At 47.0% G+C, this 20,096-nt stretch carries 20 protein-coding genes; 19 read left to right on the forward strand and 1 reads right to left on the reverse strand.

Annotated elements, in window-relative coordinates:
• Positions 1 to 52 precede the first annotated feature (52 nt).
• The 16 genes from dnaJ (at position 53) to recO (ending at position 14,389) form a co-directional block, all read left to right on the forward strand.
• The gene (gene dnaJ / locus EEX84_RS01255) at positions 53 to 1,171 is read left to right on the forward strand and encodes a molecular chaperone DnaJ (protein WP_123163759.1); all 1,119 of its coding nucleotides are present in this window, start codon (positions 53 to 55) and stop codon (positions 1,169 to 1,171) included.
• 15 nt (positions 1,172 to 1,186) lie between these two features.
• Entirely contained in the window at positions 1,187 to 2,128 is a 942-nt protein-coding gene (gene prmA / locus EEX84_RS01260) for a 50S ribosomal protein L11 methyltransferase (protein ID WP_123163760.1), read from the forward strand.
• Positions 2,129 to 2,140: 12 nt separating this feature from the next.
• Positions 2,141 to 2,878, forward strand: a complete 738-nt coding sequence (locus EEX84_RS01265) for a 16S rRNA (uracil(1498)-N(3))-methyltransferase (RefSeq protein ID WP_123163761.1) — start codon at positions 2,141 to 2,143, stop codon at positions 2,876 to 2,878.
• Between the two features lie 15 nt (positions 2,879 to 2,893).
• Positions 2,894 to 4,228 (forward strand): tRNA (N(6)-L-threonylcarbamoyladenosine(37)-C(2))-methylthiotransferase MtaB, encoded by a 1,335-nt coding sequence (gene mtaB / locus EEX84_RS01270; protein ID WP_123163762.1) that lies wholly within the window; start codon positions 2,894 to 2,896, stop codon positions 4,226 to 4,228.
• 349 nt (positions 4,229 to 4,577) lie between these two features.
• Positions 4,578 to 5,246: a deoxyribose-phosphate aldolase gene (gene deoC / locus EEX84_RS01275; protein WP_123163763.1), complete on the forward strand. Its 669-nt coding sequence runs from the start codon at positions 4,578 to 4,580 to the stop codon at positions 5,244 to 5,246.
• Between the two features lie 95 nt (positions 5,247 to 5,341).
• Entirely contained in the window at positions 5,342 to 5,515 is a 174-nt protein-coding gene (rpsU, locus tag EEX84_RS01280) for a 30S ribosomal protein S21 (RefSeq protein WP_112232367.1), read from the forward strand.
• A gap of 216 nt (positions 5,516 to 5,731) precedes the next feature.
• Positions 5,732 to 6,562 carry an NfeD family protein gene (locus EEX84_RS01285; protein WP_240033894.1) on the forward strand — a complete coding sequence of 277 codons (831 nt, stop codon included), beginning with the start codon at positions 5,732 to 5,734 and terminating at the stop codon, positions 6,560 to 6,562.
• A 4-nt stretch (positions 6,563 to 6,566) separates the two neighbouring features.
• Positions 6,567 to 7,568 carry a flotillin-like protein FloA gene (gene floA, locus EEX84_RS01290; RefSeq protein ID WP_123163764.1) on the forward strand — a complete coding sequence of 334 codons (1,002 nt, stop codon included), beginning with the start codon at positions 6,567 to 6,569 and terminating at the stop codon, positions 7,566 to 7,568.
• Between the two features lie 30 nt (positions 7,569 to 7,598).
• Positions 7,599 to 8,069: a hypothetical protein gene (locus EEX84_RS01295; RefSeq protein WP_123163765.1), complete on the forward strand. Its 471-nt coding sequence runs from the start codon at positions 7,599 to 7,601 to the stop codon at positions 8,067 to 8,069.
• Between the two features lie 144 nt (positions 8,070 to 8,213).
• A complete protein-coding gene (locus EEX84_RS01300) occupies positions 8,214 to 9,173 on the forward strand; it encodes a PhoH family protein (RefSeq protein ID WP_123163766.1) in 960 nt (319 codons plus the stop codon).
• 131 nt (positions 9,174 to 9,304) lie between these two features.
• Positions 9,305 to 11,449, forward strand: coding sequence for an HD family phosphohydrolase (locus EEX84_RS01305; RefSeq protein WP_123163767.1), 2,145 nt, complete (start codon positions 9,305 to 9,307; stop codon positions 11,447 to 11,449).
• Entirely contained in the window at positions 11,436 to 11,918 is a 483-nt protein-coding gene (gene ybeY / locus EEX84_RS01310; protein WP_123163768.1) for an rRNA maturation RNase YbeY, read from the forward strand. Before EEX84_RS01305 ends, ybeY begins: the two co-directional genes overlap by 14 nt.
• Positions 11,905 to 12,258, forward strand: a complete 354-nt coding sequence (locus EEX84_RS01315) for a diacylglycerol kinase family protein (RefSeq protein WP_123163769.1) — start codon at positions 11,905 to 11,907, stop codon at positions 12,256 to 12,258. The genes ybeY and EEX84_RS01315 overlap by 14 nt, the downstream gene beginning before the upstream one ends.
• A 20-nt stretch (positions 12,259 to 12,278) precedes the next feature.
• Complete coding sequence (locus EEX84_RS01320; protein WP_123163770.1) at positions 12,279 to 12,689, forward strand: cytidine deaminase; 411 nt, start codon at positions 12,279 to 12,281, stop codon at positions 12,687 to 12,689.
• Positions 12,673 to 13,590: a GTPase Era gene (era, locus tag EEX84_RS01325; protein ID WP_123163771.1), complete on the forward strand. Its 918-nt coding sequence runs from the start codon at positions 12,673 to 12,675 to the stop codon at positions 13,588 to 13,590. The genes EEX84_RS01320 and era overlap by 17 nt, the downstream gene beginning before the upstream one ends.
• Before the next feature lie 13 nt (positions 13,591 to 13,603).
• Entirely contained in the window at positions 13,604 to 14,389 is a 786-nt protein-coding gene (recO, locus tag EEX84_RS01330; protein WP_123163772.1) for a DNA repair protein RecO, read from the forward strand.
• A gap of 422 nt (positions 14,390 to 14,811) precedes the next feature.
• Here the strand turns inward: recO and EEX84_RS01340 are convergent, their stop codons facing one another.
• Positions 14,812 to 16,200 (reverse strand): glycine--tRNA ligase, encoded by a 1,389-nt coding sequence (locus tag EEX84_RS01340; RefSeq protein WP_123163774.1) that lies wholly within the window; start codon positions 16,198 to 16,200, stop codon positions 14,812 to 14,814.
• Between the two features lie 310 nt (positions 16,201 to 16,510).
• Between EEX84_RS01340 and ccpN the strand changes: the two genes are divergently transcribed.
• The 3 genes from ccpN (at position 16,511) to dnaG (ending at position 20,090) form a co-directional block, all read left to right on the forward strand.
• Entirely contained in the window at positions 16,511 to 17,149 is a 639-nt protein-coding gene (gene ccpN, locus EEX84_RS01350; RefSeq protein ID WP_123163776.1) for a transcriptional regulator CcpN, read from the forward strand.
• Between the two features lie 10 nt (positions 17,150 to 17,159).
• Entirely contained in the window at positions 17,160 to 17,963 is an 804-nt protein-coding gene (locus EEX84_RS01355) for a pyruvate, water dikinase regulatory protein (RefSeq protein ID WP_123163777.1), read from the forward strand.
• A 324-nt stretch (positions 17,964 to 18,287) separates the two neighbouring features.
• Positions 18,288 to 20,090, forward strand: coding sequence for a DNA primase (dnaG, locus tag EEX84_RS01360; protein ID WP_123163778.1), 1,803 nt, complete (start codon positions 18,288 to 18,290; stop codon positions 20,088 to 20,090).
• Positions 20,091 to 20,096: the final 6 nt, after the last annotated feature.

Raw genomic sequence — 20,096 nt, forward strand, 5'->3', positions numbered from 1 at the left:
CGTAATCCTAACCGTGTACAATTACAGTTGATTGCATTAGGGGAGTGAGCCGATGAATAAACGAGATTATTATGAGGTATTGGGAGTGGAAAAAACAGCTTCCAAAGAAGAAATCAAAAAAGCTTACCGGAAGCTTTCAAAAAAATTCCATCCGGATATCAACAAAGACGCGGATGCTTCTGAGAAATTCCAGGAAGTAAAAGAAGCGTATGAAGTATTGAGTGACGATCAGAAACGGGCGCAATACGATCAGTTTGGCCATCAGGATCCAAACCAGGGCTTTGGCGGCTTCGGCGGCGGAGCAGACGGTTTCGGTTTCGAAGATATATTCAGTACATTTTTCGGTGGCGGCACAAGACGCCGTGACCCGAATGCACCGAGAAAAGGGGACGACCTGCAATATTCCATGAATATTGATTTTATGGACGCCGTATTCGGAAAAGACACGGAAGTTGAAATACCACGAGACGAAACGTGTGAAACATGTGATGGGTCTGGAGCAAAACCCGGAACGAAAAAGAAAACATGTTCTTACTGTGAAGGTACCGGCCAGTTGAATGTGGCACAGGATACACCTTTTGGGCGCATGGTCAACCGGAGAGCCTGCCATCATTGCCAGGGATCCGGTGAAATTATTGAAGAGAAATGCCGGACATGCCGCGGCGAAGGAACAGTCCGCAAACTCAGAAAGATCAAAGTCACGATCCCTGCAGGAGTGGATGATGGACAGCAGCTGCGTGTCGCAGGACAAGGCGGACCAGGAGTTAATGGTGGACCGGCCGGCGATTTATATGTCGTATTCCGTGTCAAACCGCATAAACAATTTGAACGTGAAGGCGATGATATCTACCTGGACTTGCCGATTACGTTTGCGCAGGCTGCATTGGGCGACGACATCGAAGTGCCGACCGTTTCCGGGAAAGTGAAGCTGAAGATTCCGGCGGGTACTCAAAGCGGAGCGAGATTCCGTCTGAAAGGCAAAGGTGTTAAAAATGTGCACGGATATGGTGTTGGCGACCAGCACATCATTATCCGAGTGAAAGTACCGACAAAATTGAACGAAAAGCAAAAGCAATTGCTCCGTGAATTTGCTGAAATCAGCGGTGATATTCCAGAAGAACAAAGCAGTTCGTTATTTGATAAGATCAAGCGGACGATCAAAGGTGAGTAAAGGAGCTGGTTGCGCATGAAATGGTCGGAACTGTCCGTTCATACGACAAACGAAGCGATTGAATCTGTTTCCAATATCCTGCATGAAGCAGGTGCCAGTGGAGTTGTCATAGAAGACTCGGAAGATTTAATGAAAGCAAGAGAAGACCAATTTGGAGAGATCTGGTCGCTGAACCCGGATGATTTTCCGAAAGAAGGCGTCGTTCTGAAAGCGTATCTGCCCGTCAACAGCTTTTTGGGTGAGACGGTAGAAGCGATCAAACTGGCAATCAATAATCTGGTGGCTTTTGATATTAATCTTGGTGCCAATGTCATTACAATCAGTGAAGTGAATGAAGAAGAGTGGGCGACTGCATGGAAGAAATATTACCATCCGGTCAAAATCTCGAAACGTTTCACCATTGTGCCAACATGGGAAATATATGAGCCGGTGGACAGCGATGAATTGATCATCGAACTGGATCCCGGCATGGCGTTCGGGACAGGGACTCACCCGACAACGGTCATGAGTCTGCAGGCGCTTGAGAAGACTGTGAAACCCGGCGACCGAATCATAGATGTGGGCACTGGATCCGGTGTTCTCTCCATTGGTGCTGCCTTGCTTGAAGCAGGGCAGGTTCACGCACTGGATTTGGATGAAATTGCGGTCAAGGCGGCTGGATTGAATGTCAAACTGAACAAAGTGCAGGACACAGTAAAAGTCGTCCATGGCAATTTGCTGGATACTGTCGATGAACCGGGCGACGTTGTAGTGGCGAATATTCTTGCTGAAATCATCATGTCTTTTACCGATGATGCATTTCAAGTGGTGAAACCGGGAGGGCGCTACATTACTTCGGGTATCATTACGGCCAAGAAAACAGATGTCAAAAATGCTCTGGAAGCTTCAGGATTTATCATTGAAGACGTGATGATGATGGAAGACTGGGTCACGATCATTTCAAAAAAACCGGAATAACGGGGTGCAACGATGCAACGATATTTTATTGAAGGCAAAGTTCCCGACAACCGAATGGTGACGATAACTGGCGATGATGCAAAGCACATCGCCAAAGTTATGCGTCTGGGACCTAAGGACAACATTATTGCCGTAATAGAGAACCGGGCATTTCTTTCGGAAATTGAATCCGCTGACAGGGATGTGGAAATACGGTTGCAGGAAGAACTGGTTCAACATACAGAAATGCCGAAACAAGTGACGATTGCCTGCGGACTGCCAAAAGGCGATAAATTGGATCTGATTACGCAAAAATCAACGGAACTCGGGATGTTCGCATTGATTCCTTTTGAAGCGGAGCGTTCCATCGTCAAATGGGATGCAGCGAAAAGCGAGAAAAAAAGGTTGCGTCTGCAAAAAATCGCAAAGGAAGCGGCTGAGCAATCACACCGGATGCACATTCCGGAAATATATACGATTCACCGTTTTCCTGAACTGCTCAAAGCCGCTTCCTCTTTTGATACGGTGCTTGTGGCATACGAAGAAAAAGCACGGGAATCCAAGCGAACGCGATTTGCCGAAGTACTCGAAACATTGTATGATAAAAGCTCAATCCTTATCATTTTTGGACCAGAAGGCGGCATTTCGGAACAGGAAGTTTCTCTTCTAAAAGAAGCTGGGGCTGTTTTTGTGGCTTTAGGACCGCGGATTTTACGCACAGAGACTGCACCTTTATACGCCTTGTCTGCAATCTCCTATGAATTTGAATGAAAGAGGTGGCCACTTATGTCAACAGTAGCGTTCCATACGTTAGGATGTAAAGTGAATCATTATGAAACAGAAGCAATTTGGCAGTTGTTTAAGGACCAAGGGTACAGCCGCGGAGAATTTGACCAGCATGCAGACGTCTACGTCATCAATACTTGCACAGTGACCAATACTGGCGACAAAAAAAGCCGCCAGGTGATCCGGAGAGCTGTGCGCAAAAATCCTGATGCTGTCATCTGCGTCACTGGCTGTTATGCCCAGACATCACCGGCTGAAATCATGGCGATTCCGGGAGTGGATATTGTCGTCGGCACACAGGATCGTACCAAGCTGCTGTCGTATATTGAACAATACAAAGAACAGCGCCAGCCGATCAATGCGGTCGGCAACATCATGAAAAATCGCGTTTACGAAGAACTCGATGTTCCGTCCTTTACAGATCGCACACGGGCTTCTTTGAAAATCCAAGAAGGCTGCAACAACTTTTGCACGTTCTGCATCATCCCTTGGGCTCGCGGTTTAATGCGTTCAAGAGATCCCCAGGAGGTCGTCCGTCAGGCGCAACAATTGGTGGACGCCGGATATCAGGAGATTGTCCTGACTGGAATCCACACAGGCGGTTACGGAGAAGATTTGAAAAATTACAACCTGGCGCAGCTTCTACGGGATCTGGAATCACAGGTCACCGGCTTGAAGCGGCTCCGGATTTCGTCCATCGAAGCGAGCCAGTTGACCGATGAAGTGATTGACGTACTGCGCGAATCGAATATCGTGGTGCGCCATCTGCACATCCCGATTCAATCAGGATCAGACACTGTATTGAAGCGTATGAGAAGAAAATATACGATGGAATTTTTCGCTGACCGCCTCAATCAGCTGCGCAAGGCGCTGCCGGAACTGGCAATCACGTCGGATGTCATTGTCGGATTTCCAGGAGAAACCGAAGAAGAATTCATGGATACCTACAATTTCATCCATGACCATAAATTTTCGGAACTCCATGTATTCCCTTATTCGCAGCGGACAGGTACACCTGCAGCCCGTATGGAAGATCAGGTGGACGAAGAAGTGAAAAATGAACGGGTTCACCGGCTGATTTCGTTGAACGACCAATTGGCCAAAGAATATGCTTCCCGCTTTGAAGGGGAATTGATGGAAATCATTCCGGAAGAATTGTCCAAGGACAATATGGAAGGCCATATGGTCGAAGGTTATACCGACAACTACCTGAAAGTTGTGGTTCCGGGAGACGAATCATTGATCGGCAAAATCATCAAAGTGAAGATCGTAAAAGCGGGCTACCCTTATAATGAAGGGCAATTCGTCCGGGTTATGGAAGAAATGACTGTATAAAAACTCAAGCTATATAAGTTGAACTAATGATTTTTACTTATCGATATTCCGCAAAACAGCTGCGCTTGCGGGCCCACAGAATGTGGGTCATGCAGTAGGCGCGACAGGACGTCGCGCTGCCTACTGCCAAAACCCGTGCTCCTGTCTCTGCATCGCTGCGCTAGCTTCGCTGTTTTGCTCCATATCTTTAGTGACTTCTCTCAGCGCCGGCGCGCCTCCGGACTGGACGGAGCAATAAGACGAGTGGTCTTCTCGGCTTATTGCGGGAGTCATGTCCAAAGCGCCGAAGCGTTAGATAAAAGGTCATTCTTTTGTTCAACATATATATCAACAGATTGGAGCATTAACAATGACAAATATCGCCTCGTACATCGACCATACATTATTGAAAGCAGAATCGACTAAAGAGCAGATCATAAAGCTTTGTAAGGAAGCGGCTCAATATGAATTTGCATCAGTCTGCGTCAATCCGGCATGGGTGGAAACTGCCGCATCCGAACTGCAGGACAGCAAAGTGAAAGTCTGCACAGTAATCGGTTTCCCGCTCGGAGCTTCAACTTCTGAAACAAAAGCATTTGAAACAACAGATGCCATTTCAAAAGGCGCCGGCGAAATTGACATGGTCATCAACATCGGAGCCTTAAAAAGCGGAAACACTGAGCAGGTGAAAAACGATATTGAAGCAGTAGTGAAGGCGGCGAAAGGCCACGCCATCGTCAAAGTGATCATCGAAACAAGCCTATTGACAGACGAAGAAAAAGTTGAGGCCTGCCGCCTCGCCAAACAAGCCGGAGCCGATTTTGTAAAAACGTCCACGGGTTTCTCAACCGGCGGTGCGACTGTCGAGGATGTTAAGCTGATGCGTGAAACGGTAGGAGCTGAATTGGGTGTCAAAGCGTCCGGAGGCGTCAGAAGCCTGGAGGATCTTCAGTCGATGGTTGACGCCGGCGCAACAAGAATCGGCGCCAGTTCAGGGGCTCAAATCATGCAGGGACTGTCTTCACAATCCGATTATTAACTATTGACTTACGGTTCAAGCCACGCTATAATTTTAAAGTATATAACACGTGTGGTTATATGCTGTAACGTGTGTTCGGAGGGAGGGAAAAAGAGATGACAAAAACAAATGTTCGTAAAAACGAATCAATTGAAGATGCTCTTCGCCGCTTCAAACGCACTGTTTCTAAATCCGGGACAATGCAAGAGGTAAGAAAGCGCGAGTATTACGATAAGCCAAGCGTAAAACGTAAACTGAAATCAGAAGCTGCGCGTAAACGCAAATTCTAATTGACCTTACTTTAAAATCGAGCTATTTTCACATATGACTGATAGCATCACCGGCTGTACGGATAAACGTACAGCCGGTTTCTTTTATACTTTTGTAAGCGCATTCTTTCGTGATTCTGATGGCATTCCTCTATAATAAATTATGAAGCGGATAATGAAACCATTCACCTGTTCATCCGTAAATATAGAAACGGTTTAACGAAAGGAGGGGTTCTTTTGCGCAGGATTAAAATCACTCTTGCTGTTGGCCTGGTGTTGGCAGCAGGCCTGTTACTGTCAATATCTCACAGCGATGTTTCCGCCAGCGGTCACCTGACAGCTGGGACCGAAATGGATGGTGTGACCTTATTGGCAGTGTATGCTGCACCTGCAATGGAAAATAAAGGCTTCAGTGAAATGCTGGGCCAATTTTTAACCAACCCTTTCGTTATACCGATTTTATTGTCAATTGCAGCACTTGGAATCCTGTTGTCGATGTTTACACCAGGACCTGTACCTGCGTTTGTCGGCCTTTTTTCGCTCCTGCTGTATTTCTACGGACACATGATCGAAGGGGCAATGGGCTATGGATCCGTTATCTTGCTTGTCATCGGCCTGGGCCTGCTCTTTGTTGAGATTTTTATACCAGGAGGAGTTATCGGCTTTTTCGGGATTGCTGCTATAGTCACCAGCATCCTGTTGACAGGGGAGGATATGGGATTCACTGCCATTTCACTGCTTATTGCGCTTATTGTAGCTATAGGGGGGACGGTGATTTCGTTGAAATTTTTTGGCAAACGGCTTCATTTATTCAAAAGAGTCATTTTGACAGATGCGACGGATACGGAAAGTGGCTATGTTTCGACCGTTAACCGTCCGGAACTGGTTGGACAAATGGCTGAAACAGTAACAGCTCTCCGCCCATCTGGTACAATCAAGCTGCTGGATGAACGAATTGATGCGGTTTCAGAAGGCCGCTTCATCGGTTCAGGTAAGCGTGTTAAGATTATTAAGGTGGAAGGTTCGCGGATTGTAGTGCGCGAACTTGAACAAGAAGAGGAGGAGTAAGAGCATGGGGATTGAATTGGGAGTCATCGGGTTAGTGGCAGTTATTATCGGGATTATCATCCTGTTTGCTATTTTTTTCACATTTGTACCGGTTACATTGTGGATTTCAGCAGTAGCTGCCGGCGTTAAAATCAGCATTTTCACCCTGATCGGAATGAGGCTGCGCCGTGTTATTCCATCGCGTATCGTAAATCCGCTCATCAAAGCTTCAAAGGCGGGGTTATCTGTCCAGATCAACCAGTTGGAAAGCCATTATCTGGCAGGAGGAAACGTGGACCGTGTCGTGAATGCGTTGATTGCAGCCCACCGTGCCAACATTGAACTGCCGTTCGAGCGTGCAGCTGCCATCGACTTGGCTGGCCGCGATGTCTTGGAAGCCGTCCAAATGTCCGTCAATCCGAAAGTCATTGAAACACCGTTTATTGCTGGTGTCGCGATGGACGGGATTGAAGTGAAAGCAAAAGCGAGAATCACTGTGCGCGCCAATATCGATCGCCTGGTCGGTGGTGCCGGTGAAGACACAATCGTAGCCCGTGTGGGTGAAGGGATTGTCTCTACACTGGGTTCCAGTTCGAGCCATAAAAAAGTTTTGGAAAACCCGGATTTGATTTCTCAGACGGTATTGGGCAAAGGTCTCGATTCCGGTACAGCATTTGAGATTCTGTCAATTGATATCGCCGATGTGGATATCGGCAAAAACATCGGTGCCGAATTGCAGACAGAACAAGCGGATGCAGATAAGAAAATTGCACAGGCAAAAGCGGAAGAACGACGTGCTATGGCTGTTGCAAGTGAACAGGAAATGAAAGCAAAAGTTGTGGAAATGAGATCGAAAGTTGTTGAAGCCGAAGCTGAAGTGCCACTTGCGATGTCCGAGGCGCTCCGTTCGGGGAATATCGGCGTGATGGATTATGTGAATTACAAAAACGTGCAGGCTGACACAGGCATGCGCGATTCCATCGCCAAAACAGGAACGGACAAAGCCAATTCTTCCGATGACAGATGATCACATTGATCCATAAGGGAGGTTTTTTGTTTGGAACCACTTATTTTCGGACTGATCATCATGGCGATCGGCGCTTTCTTTAAAAATAAAGGCGGCGACGAAGGCGATGAAAAGCCCCGGCGTCCCACCAAAGGCAATTCCGATCAAAAAAGGTTCAAACGGGTTGAGGATTATGCCAAGGAAATCTACGGAGAATTCCAGGCTCAAATGAATGGCCAGACCGATCGGAAAGACCAAGTCAACCGGAAAATCGAAGAAGTGGTGGAAAAAAAGCCGCTCAGCCAGCCTGCCAGGCAGACAGCCAAGCAAGCGGCAAAAGAAGCGGTGAAAAAAACCGACGACTTGACTACCGGGAGATTGAGCGCTCACCAACACCGCTCTGCAGTCAGAAAGCCGGAACCGGCTGAAAGCGAAGAATTGCTGCCATTGTCCAATGAAGATGTCCAAAGAGGAATTATACTGGCGGAAATCTTAATGCCGCCGAAATCCAAAAGACGTTAATCAAATCCAGTCGCCTTCAGCGGCTGGATTTTTATGTTTATAATATTGTTATGTAAACAAAGACAAGGAGAAATTAATTTACAGGACTTTGCTTTTAATGATAGAGTAATTAGTAGTAAATACTCGATTCCAAGGAGAGTCTGCATGACTGAAAACCAATTACTTGAACTGCATGTGAAAGATCCAAATGAAGCGGTATTGCTTTTGGGAATTTCGGATAATCACATGACATTGATTGAAGAAGCGCTCGATATTCAAATTATTACCCGTGGTGAAACCATCCGTCTTTCGGGGTCTGAAGAAAACAAAGAGACCGGGAAATTATTGATAGAACAATTACTGAAAGTGATCCGCAAAGGCATCAACATCGATCAGCGGGACATCGTATCGGCGATCGAGATGGCCAAAGCTGGAACCATTGAATATTTTGCGGAGCTGTACGAAGAAGAAGTGGCGAGAAATGCCACTGGCAAAGTGATTCGGGCCAAAACGATTGGCCAGCGTCATTATATCCATGCCATGCGCAGCAGGGACCTTGTTTTTGGCATTGGTCCTGCCGGAACAGGAAAAACGTATTTAGCGGTTGTCATGGCTGTGCAAGCGTTGAAGAACGGACAGGTGAAACGGATTATCCTGACACGTCCCGCTGTGGAGGCGGGTGAAAGCCTTGGCTTCTTGCCGGGCGATTTGAAAGAGAAAGTGGATCCTTATCTGCGCCCTCTGTACGATGCTTTGCATGATGTGTTGGGGCTCGAGCAAACCAACCGTATGATTGAACGGGGAACCATTGAAGTGGCACCGCTTGCTTATATGCGGGGACGCACACTCGATGAAGCTTTTGTCATTTTGGATGAAGCTCAAAATACGACAAAAGCACAGATGAAGATGTTTTTGACCCGCCTGGGTTTTGGTTCCAAAATGGTCATTACAGGCGATAAGACGCAGATTGATTTGCCCCGAGGAGCTGAATCGGGATTGATTGCTTCTGAAACAGTGCTGCAGGGAGTGCGTGGCATCCATTTTCAGTACCTCGAAAGTGGAGATGTTGTCCGCCATCCGCTTGTTGCAAAAATCATTGAAGCATATGAAAACCAGTCATCGTGAATGACTGGTTTTTTTATTTGACTGCCAAATAAGTTTCCTTGCATATCGAATAATTTGTAAAAATTTGAAATATAAAGTGAAATCGCACCCGCAACTTGATATGATGGATTTACAAAGAGTGAGGTGATCATATGCGCCAGTGGATGAGAAATATTTACATAAATACCGGGTATAAAGCATTTGCCATCGCGTTAGCTCTGCTGACAGGACTTATACTTTATGCCTTTTTGTACAGTTCTGTAAAAAGTGATACATACAATCCGCAATTGTTTCAGCTTTCAGAAGAGACCATCCGGTCCGCCAAGACAGTGGAGGATCCGGTGAAAACAGAGCAGGAAAGAGAGCGGGCTGCAGCTGAAGTTTCCCCGAGCTATCACTTTAATGATGAAATTGCCGGCAATCAGGCGGCTGTTATTGAATCTTTATTCGGTTATGTGCAGGAAGCGAAAGAAATGGCTGACCAGGAAGACGGAGCCGACATGAGCATGATGGTAACTGAGCTTCAGGAGAATCTCCGTCTGATGGAAACCAGTGAAAACGGTCTGCGGTTGACAGATGAAATGCTTCGTGCTTTATTATCAATCCCTGATGGAGCGATTGAAAATGTGCAGGAAGAACTGACAGAAATCGTGGAAAGCCGTCTTGGGAATCCAATAAGGGAAGAGCAATTGTCGAACGCAAGAAACGGAGTCGAGCAGGAAGTCAGGGAAAGTGACAAAATTCCATCCTCCGTTCTGCAGGCAGCGGTGTCAATTGTCCGCTTTGGCCTCATCCCGAACGAAACAGTGAACGAAGAATTGACCAAAGCGCAAGCCGAACAGGCGCGGGCAAGCATCGAGCCGACACGCATTTTAAAAGGACAGGTGCTGGTACAGGAAGGGCAAGTGATCGACAAGGAAATATATCGCCAATTGGAATTGGCAGGAATGACTGAAGAGCAGACAACCCTCAAGCCACTGGCCGGATTGGGTCTGTTTGTGTTATTGGCGATGCTGCTGTTGCTTCTGGTGACGCAGCGTTACGAGTCAAAAGAGCGGAACAAGCGGCTGGCTTTGATGGTCATTGCACTGGTATTGGTTATCTCTTTGGCACTGATGCAGTTAATCAGTGCAGTCAGTGACAATTTCGATACAGTCATCGCTTTTTTATTTCCGACAGCGATGGCTGGAATGATCATGCGCTTATTGACCAATGAACGGCTGGCTGTGCTGGTGACTTTTTTGATTGCCGCAAGTGCCGGAATGATGCTCGAAGGCGGATATGCCGCAACACTTCAGATGGACATCGCCTTGTATATCCTCTTTGGGGGGCTCACAGGCATTTACTTGATCGAACAGGACGACCGGCGGCTTCAGCTGCTGCAGACCAGTTTAGCGGTGGCAATCGTGAACGTTCTGTTTATCGGTTTTTATATTCTTGTCGGCCAAAGCCAGTATGATTGGTCGGAAATTGCGTTTTACCTAACGGCAGCGGTTGTTTCAGGCTTGTTATCGGGTGCTTTGACTATCGGGCTGCTGCCGTTTTTTGAGACGGCATTCGGCTTGCTATCGACGATGCGCCTCATCGAGCTCTCCAATCCGAATCATCCGCTGCTGAAAAAAATTCTGACAGAGACACCGGGGACTTATCATCACAGTGTAATGGTCGCCAACCTGGCGGACGCAGCCTGTGAAGCCGTTGGGGCCAATGGTTTGCTGGCACGTGTCGGCTGCTATTACCATGATATCGGGAAAACGGAATTGCCGCAGTATTTCATTGAGAATCAGTTTAATGGTGCCAATCCGCATGACTCGCTTCCGCCGGAAGAAAGCCGGGACATTATCCTGGCCCACGGCAGGCGGGGAGCAGAAATGCTGAGAGAATACAAAATGCCGAAAGAAATTGTTGATATCGCAGCGCAGCATCACGGCACCAGCCTGTTAAAGTATTTTTACCATAAAGCAAAAGAAAGAAATCCAGCTGTGGCTGAGCAGTCCTATCGTTATGAAGGCCCTAAGCCCCAAACCAAAGAAATTGCCATCATTTGCATTGCCGACAGCCTGGAAGCTGCTGTCCGTTCAATGAAAGAACCGACGACAGAAAAGATAAAAAATTTGGTGGCAGCCATTATAGAAGATAAACTAAAAGATGGACAGTTTGACGAATGCGACCTGACAATGAAAGAATTGAAGAAAATCAAAGCCATTATGTGCGAAACGCTGAATGGCATTTTCCACAGCAGAATTGAATACCCGAAAGAACAAATTGATGGGAGGAAACAGCATGCTTTCGATTGACCTTATGGACGAGACAGCTTCCTTAACTGATAAGGAGCTGCAGTTGGTGGAAAAAGTTCTGCAGCATGCTGCTTTGGAAGAGCAGGTAGGAGCTGCAGAAGTATCGGTCACCTTCGTGACAAACAATGAGATCCGGGAGATCAATAAAGAATACCGCGGCAAAGACCAGCCGACGGATGTTATTTCTTTCGCGATGGAAGAGCTGGGGGAAGGTGAGATGGAAATCGTCGGATCCCTGGAACCGCGGATGCTCGGGGATATCATCATCTCTCTGGAACGGACAAAAGAACAGGCAAACGACTATGGCCATTCGTTTGAACGGGAATTGGCATTTTTAGCGGTTCATGGCTTCCTGCATCTGCTTGGTTATGATCACATGAATGAACAGGATGAGAAAAAGATGTTTTCCAGACAAGAAGAGATTCTGGCCTCTCTTGGAATTACACGTGATCACCATGAAAGCGAGTAGGTTTTTCCGTTCTTTCAAATTTGCCGCAGAAGGCATTGTGGAGGCGGTTAAACGCGAGCAGAACATGCGAATGCACTTATTGGCTGCAGCTGTTGTAATGATTGCAGGAGGAGCAACCGGTTTAAGCTATGCCGAATGGCTTGTGGTCATCGTTTTAATCGGTGGAATGATTTCGCTGGAATTGATGAACTCAGCCATCGAACGGGTGGTGGACCTGGTGACCCCTGAGTTTCATCCGCTTGCCAAGCAGGCAAAAGACATGGCAGCAGGCGCCGTTTTGGTATTTGCCGTGGCAAGTGCTATAATTGGATTACTACTATTTGTACCCAAGTGGTTTTAAAATGACTGAGGTGAGTGTGAATGGACAAAGAAAAATTGATGCAAGAAGCGATACAGATTCGCGAACGGGCATATGTGCCGTATTCGAAATTTCCGGTAGGTGCCGTACTTGAAACTGCTGACGGCAAACTTTACCATGGCGTCAACATTGAAAATGCCGCATATTCCATGGCCAATTGCGCAGAGCGCACAGCTATCTTCAAAGCGGTATCTGAAGGCGAAAGGTCTTTTGCTTCACTCGCGGTTGCCGCTGACACAGAAGGGCCGGTTTCACCATGCGGTGCCTGCAGGCAAGTGATTGCTGAATTTTGTGATCCGGATATGCCGGTCTATTTGACAAATTTAAACGGAAAAGTCAAAGAAACAACGGTCAGCCAGTTGCTGCCGGGTGCTTTTTCAACGGAGGATTTAAAGTATGCAGCCAGAAAATAAAGGTTATAAATCAGGGTTCATTTCCATCATCGGGCGACCGAATGTTGGGAAATCGACGTTCCTCAACCGTGTAGTGGGGCAGAAAATTGCCATCATGAGCGACAAGCCTCAAACCACCCGAAACAAAGTGCAGGGGGTTGTGACGAACGATTCCAGTCAAATGGTTTTCATCGATACACCGGGCATCAATGAGCCGCGCCATAAACTGGGTGACTTCATGTTGAAAGTGGCCAAAAATACATTCAGGGAAGTGGATGTCCTATTGTTTGTGGTCAGTGCCGCTGATCGTGTCGGTAAGCAGGACCGGTACGTTTTGGAAATGCTGAAAGGGGTCGATGTGCCGGTATTTCTGGTTCTTAACAAAATCGACCAGGTTCATCCGGATGAACTGCCGAAAATCATCGAGTCCTATCGCCAGGAATTCGATTTTGCAGAAGCGATCCCCATTTCCGCCTTGCAGGGCAATAACGTGGAAAATCTGCTGAAAAAGATTGAAGAACGTCTACCGGAAGGACCTCAATACTACCCGGCTGACCAGGTGACGGATCACCCTGAACGCTTCATCATCTCGGAACTGATCCGTGAAAAGGCGCTGCATTTGACGCGTGAAGAAATTCCGCATTCCATTGCGGTTGTCATTGAAAAAATCGCACCTGACAGCGACAATGAGAATATGATCCGTGTGCAGGCGACAATCATGGTGGAACGTGATTCCCAAAAAGGGATTGTCATCGGCAAAAAAGGGGCGTTGCTGAAAGAAATCGGCAGCCGTGCACGAGCCGATATCCAAAACCTGCTCGGCTCAAAAGTTTATTTGGAGCTGTGGGTGAAAGTCCAGAAAGATTGGCGCAACAAATCCATGCATTTGCGTGATTTTGGCTTCAGAGACGATGAATATTAAGGAGTAGTCTCCTATGTTGAATCAATTGGAAGGAATTGTTATCCGTACGCGTCCTTACGGTGAAACAAATAAAATAGTGACCTTGTTCACCAAAGAAGCAGGAAAAATCACCTGCATGGCAAGAGGTGCGAAAAAACCATCGAGCCGTTTGGCAGCCATTACACAACCGTTTACACACGGAACATTTTCTGTCTTTAAAGGCAAAGGAATGGGAACGCTTCAAACAGGAGACCAACTGGAGTCGCTGCGTCATATACGGGAAGACATTCTGTCCACTGCATATGCCAGTTATATAACGGAGCTGATTGATCGTCTGACCGAACAGGATGAACCGCAGCAAGGAATATACGCCATGCTTTATCAGGCCTTGCATGCCATAGAAGAAGGATACGATCCGGAAGCGATTACATTGTTCGTGGAGTGGAAAATGCTTCCATCTGCAGGGCTGACTCCCACGTTGCACCAATGCGCCAGTTGTGGCGCCACTGAAGGTGAATTTGCTTTTTCGTTTCAGGAACTGGGGTTTCTGTGCCATCGGTGTTTTCATGTGGACCGTTATATCATCCGCCTGAGTCCGGCGCTGGTAAAGCTGATCCGAACCTTTTTTTTCGTGCCGATCGAACGGGTCGGTTCCTTGACATTGAAGAAAGAATCCAAAACATTGCTGAAGCAGATTGTCCGGACCATTTACGAAGAACAGGCGGGAATCCGTTTGAAATCACGTAATTTCCTGGAACAGTTGGAACGTACGCCGGAATTTTTGCCGAATAAACCAGGAGATGATCCGAAAGACCGCTGAATATGCGGTTGCGGGTCATCTTTTTTGTCGTATGCTTTATTCATTGTCCGACTGGGATGCCATACTGTCTGCCAGCTCATGGCAATAAACCAAAAAAAGCGCTGCCTCCAGACCTGGAGGCAGCGCTTCAGCTTGTTGAGAAACGGTTCAGCAACCCGATATTCCGCAAACCAGCTGCGCAAAAACCCTGTGCTCCTGCATCGCTCCGCTGCTTCGTCGCAAAGGCATTGACCGAATTACTTTCGGCCAATGCCTTTCCTGCGGGGATAGCATGAGCTTGAGACCCCACACGAAGCGAAGCGTAGGAGGAGGCTCAAGCCATGCCCGCGGAAAGCGTCCGCCTGGAGCGAAATGTTACTGGCGAGATTTCTCGACAGTCTCAAGCGCTGCCTCTAGACCTGGAGGCAGCGCTTTTGGAATGCTTAAAATTGAATGTGCTTTTCAATGTATGCCTGCACTTCAGCAATCGGCATACGCACCTGCTCCATAGAATCACGGTGGCGCACCGTCACCTGGCCATCTTCTACGGAATCGAAATCATAAGTGATGCAAAAAGGTGTGCCGATTTCATCCTGCCGGCGATACCGTTTCCCGATGGACTGGGACTCGTCATATTCCACCATGAAGTGTTTCGACAAGTCGGCGAAGATTTCGCTTGCACCGTCCGACAGCTTTTTGGACAATGGCAGAATGGCTGCTTTGATCGGTGCCAGTGCCGGATGGAACTTCAACACGGTACGCGTATCATCGTTGTCCAATTCCTCTTCACCGTAGGCATCCACCAGGAAAGCCAGCGTCACACGGTCCGCTCCCAGCGAAGGTTCGATGCAGTAAGGGACAAAACGTTCGTTGGTGATCGGATCGATGTAGTTGAAGTCCTCTCCCGAATGTTCCATATGACGTTTCAAGTCGAAATCGGTGCGGTCAGCTACGCCCCATAATTCGCCCCAGCCGAATGGGAACCGGTATTCGATGTCAGTGGTCGCATTCGAGTAATGGGACAATTCGTCTTCATCGTGATCACGAAGGCGGATATTGTCTTCTGTAATATCAAGTGACAGCAGCCAGTTCTTGCAGAAGTCACGCCAGTAGGCAAACCATTCAAGGTCTTCTCCAGGCTTGCAGAAAAATTCCAGTTCCATTTGTTCAAATTCGCGTGTGCGGAAAGTGAAGTTCCCCGGTGTGATCTCATTACGGAAACTTTTGCCGATTTGAGCAATTCCGAACGGCATTTTTTTCCGCATCGAGCGCTGGACATTTTTGTAGTTGACAAAAATCCCCTGGGCGGTTTCCGGGCGTAAAAAGATTTCATTGGTGGAAGATTCCGTTACCCCCTGGAACGTCTTGAACATCAGGTTGAACTGGCGGATTTCTGTGTAATCATGAGCGCCGCACGTTGGGCATTTGATATTGTGCTCTTCGATCAGTTCAGCCATTCTTTCAAAAGACAATCCGTCAACAATCATTTCGATGCCTTTTTCATCGAGTGCATTTTCAATCAATTTATCTGCACGATGGCGTGTTTTGCAGCTTTTGCAGTCGATCATCGGGTCATTGAAGTTGCCGACGTGGCCGGATGCTACCCACGTTTGCGGATTCATCAGGATGGAGGCGTCCAATCCGACGTTATGTGGTGATTCCTGAACAAACTTTTTCCACCAAGCTTTTTTAATGTTGTTTTTCAATTCGACGCCTAAAGGACCGTAATCCCATGTGTTCGCCAAACCACCGTAAATTTCTGAGCCCGGGAATACAAATCCCCGATGCTTTGCTAGCGCTACTACATTTTCCATAGACTTACCTTTTGACATGTCATTACCTCCATAAAATAAAAAAATCGTACCCGTCCCGGACATCATGTCCGAGGACGAGTACGTTAAGACCCGCGGTTCCACCCCGATTGGCTGCGGATGCAGCCCACTTAAGATAATATGGCTCCAGATTGCCGTTTCCTGCTGGTGCGGGCTTCCACTGTCCCCGCTCGCTGATTGTGCAGTACTTATTCATCCTTCAATGCCTCGTATTCAATTCTTTAGTATTGTAGCATGGCATTGTTTTCTTCGCAATATGGCGTTAATTAGTATATAATAATCATCATTGAGTATAACATATTTTGAGGCGGTGAGTCCGATCGAACTCAATAAACGGCAGGAAGAAATATTGCGGATCGTCAAAGGCAATGGTCCGATTACGGGTGAGCAGATAGCTGACCGACTGAACTTAACACGCGCCACATTGCGGCCGGATTTAGCCATTTTGACCATGGCTGGGTTTTTGGATGCACGTCCGCGTGTAGGCTATTTTTATTCCGGCAAAAAGCCGGGGTCAGATATTACTGATACAATGAACAATATGAAAGTGAAGGATTTTCAATCCATCCCGATTGTTGTCAGAGAAGATGTCAATGTATATGATGCCATCAGCCAAATGTTTTTGGATGATGTCGGCACTTTGTTCGTTGTTGACAAAAACGCCTGCCTGACAGGTGTGTTGTCCAGAAAGGACCTGCTTCGCACAAGCTTAGGGAAGCAGGACTTAACTACCATACCGGTACATATTATTATGACGAGAATGCCGAATATCACATATTGCATGAAGAATGATTCCCTCATAAAAGCGGCAACCCGCTTGATCAACCGGCAGATCGACGCTTTGCCGGTGGTCCAGGAACATCCGGAAGGGCTGAAAGTGATCGGCAGATTGACTAAGACAAACATTACACGGGCATTTTTATCGCTGTCAGAAAGCCATGAATTGTGAGGTGCACAAAATGAATCCACTCCGTTTGTTTATCGTTTCCGATTCGGTCGGAGAAACAGGAGAACTTGTCGCCAAAGCGGCAATCAGCCAATACTTAAATGCAGACCAGAATGCTGTAATGAAGCGGTTTCCCTATATCGATTCCGTCCAGCAACTGCAGGAGATCATCAAGCTTGCCAGCAGCCAGGAGGCATTTATCGTCTATACGCTTGTGTCACGGGAATTGCGTACCTACCTGACAAGTGCTACAAAGAGGCATGATGTGCCTGCTGTCGATTTGATGGGTCCCCTGATGGATGCCCTTGAAAATGAGCTGGAAATGGCTCCTATTGGAGAGGCAGGTTTAGTGCGGAAATTGGATGATGATTATTTCCAGAAAGTCGAGGCCATTGAATTTGCCGTTAAATATGATGACGGAAGGGACCCCCGGGGGATATTGCTGGCCGATATTGTACTGGTGGGGATATCGAGAACTTCAAAAACCCCTTTATCGCAGTATTTGGCACATAAGCGTTTGAAAGTGGCCAATGTGCCACTCGTTCCGGAAGTCGATCCACCGGAAGAGTTGTTCAAGGTGGATCCATCAAAATGTTTCGGCCTGGTCATTTCTCCTGAAAAGCTGAATCATATCCGAAAAGAGCGGCTTATCGCACTCGGGTTGAACGACGACGCCAATTATGCACAGATGGATAGAATTCGGGAAGAGATTACGCATTTCCATAAAGTTGTCGATAAAATGGGCTGTGAAGTATTGGATGTTACGAACCGGGCGGTAGAAGAAACCGCCAATCTGATTTTGGCCAAACTGAAATAATAAGTCGGGAAAACCACCTGCAAAGGCGGTTTTCTTATTTTTGTCGTGAAAGCCAAAAAGTTGTCTCATGCCTCCAGTGTTCCGTGACTGGACTAAATTCATCTGTACAGCAGCGCGCTGGAATATTTCCACTGAAGAACTGCAAAAAAACTACGGGTGCCAAACGTTTTTATAGATTTTTCCACAAAAACGTTTTATAATGAAGAATTGTGGCTAAAGCTATGTATCAGGCGTTTTCTGTCTGCATCTTTTTCTTGAAAGATGAAGGAATTTGTCTGAGCATCACGAATTAAATAAGTTAAGCAAACTAAAGATGGTGATAAAGTGTCTACTAGAGTTCCTGAAGAAGTGATTGAAAAAGTCCGTTCATCCACGGATATCGTAGACCTTGTCGGGGAATATGTCCAATTAACAAAAAGAGGCCGAAACTGGTTTGGCCTTTGCCCATTCCACGGAGAAAGTACACCGTCATTTTCTGTAACAGCTGATAAGCAGATCTTTCACTGTTTCGGTTGTGGTGCCGGTGGAAATGTCATCACTTTTCTGATGGACATTGAAAATATATCATTTCAGGACGCTTTAGCGAGACTCGGGAGCCGTGCAGGAATTGAAGTTGAAATCAACAGCAATCCTGAAGATTCTTCTCCGGCAGCAAGCAAAAGTGATCAACAGCTGATTTCGATGCACGAGTTTGCTGCTGAAATGTACCATCATATATTGATGAACACCGAAGAAGGACAATCAGCTCTTGATTATCTGGAAAGCCGGGGATTTACGCATGAAATGATTGAAAAAAACCGCATCGGCTGGTCACTGCCGGAATGGAATTACATGGCGACGGCCCTGCAGAGAAAAGGCTTCAGCGAAGAGGAATTAGTGACAAGTGGTCTGGCGATCGAACGGGAACAGTCCAATGGATTTTTTGACCGTTTCCGTGGCCGGATCATGTTTCCGATCATGAATGAAAATGGAAAAGTCATTGCGTTTTCCGGCAGGGTGCTGGAACAGTCGAAGCAGGAAGCGAAATACATGAACAGCCCGGAGTCTCCGATTTTCCAGAAAAGCCAGGTGCTTTATAACGTTCATCAAGCCCGTAATGCGATCAGGAAGAACCGGAAAATCGTCCTGTTCGAAGGGTTTATGGACGTCATTGCGGCTGGCAAGGCCGGAGTCCACAATGCGCTGGCCACCATGGGCACTTCTCTAACCGCTCATCATATCCGGAAGATGAAACGTTTTGCACAGGAAGTCGTCATCTGTTTTGACGGCGATGACGCCGGTTGGGAAGCGGCCAAAAGAGCTGCTATCGCATTAAATGAAGAAAATTTCAAAGTGGAAGTTGCTGTGCTCCCGGGAAAGATGGATCCTGATGATTTTATCCGGGAACAAGGCGCGGAAGCTTTTCAAGAACGGATTATCGGAAAACCGCATGCATTTATCGCATTTGCCATGATGCACGCCCGCAGGCATAAAAATTTTCAATACGAAAATGACCTGTTGCAGTATATACAGGAAGTGTTGCAGCTGTTGGCTGGCCGTTCAACGCCCATCGAGCGTGATTTGTACATCAAGCAGTTATCAGGCGAAACGGGTTTATCGGAAGAAGCGATTTTGCAACAGTACCGAAAATTGGAAAATAAATCAATTGGCAGAAGCCGCCCTGAAAAGCCGGTTGAAAATGTTGCCAAAAAAGAATCCAAGCGCATCACTTCATTGCACAGGGCGGAAAGGCTGCTGTTTGCGCATGCACTGGCAGATCCGCAAGTGATGGATAAACTGATCGCTGACCGGGAGGGAATCCCTTTTATCAGCGAAGAATTTCAGACCTTGTATGTTCAGCTGATCGGATTTTACGAAGAGTGGGAAAAAGCGGATTTCCATCATTTTCTGGAAACGCTGAAAGACAATGATCTAAGAAAAATTGTGATGGAGACCGCGCTGTCTGAACGCGACCCCGAACACGCAGAAGAAGAAATTGCCGATTGTTTAAAGCATCTGGAAAAGCATCGGGTCGAGCAGCAAATTGAATTGAAACTACAGCAATCCAAGGAAGCGGAAAAGCAACATGATTTGAAACGCGCTTTAGTCCTTGCTCAAGAAGTGATTGCTTTGCGGAAATCATTGTAAGTTATT

The sequence above is a fragment of the Planococcus salinus genome (assembly GCF_003719725.1).
Lineage (GTDB): Bacteria > Bacillota > Bacilli > Bacillales_A > Planococcaceae > Planococcus > Planococcus salinus.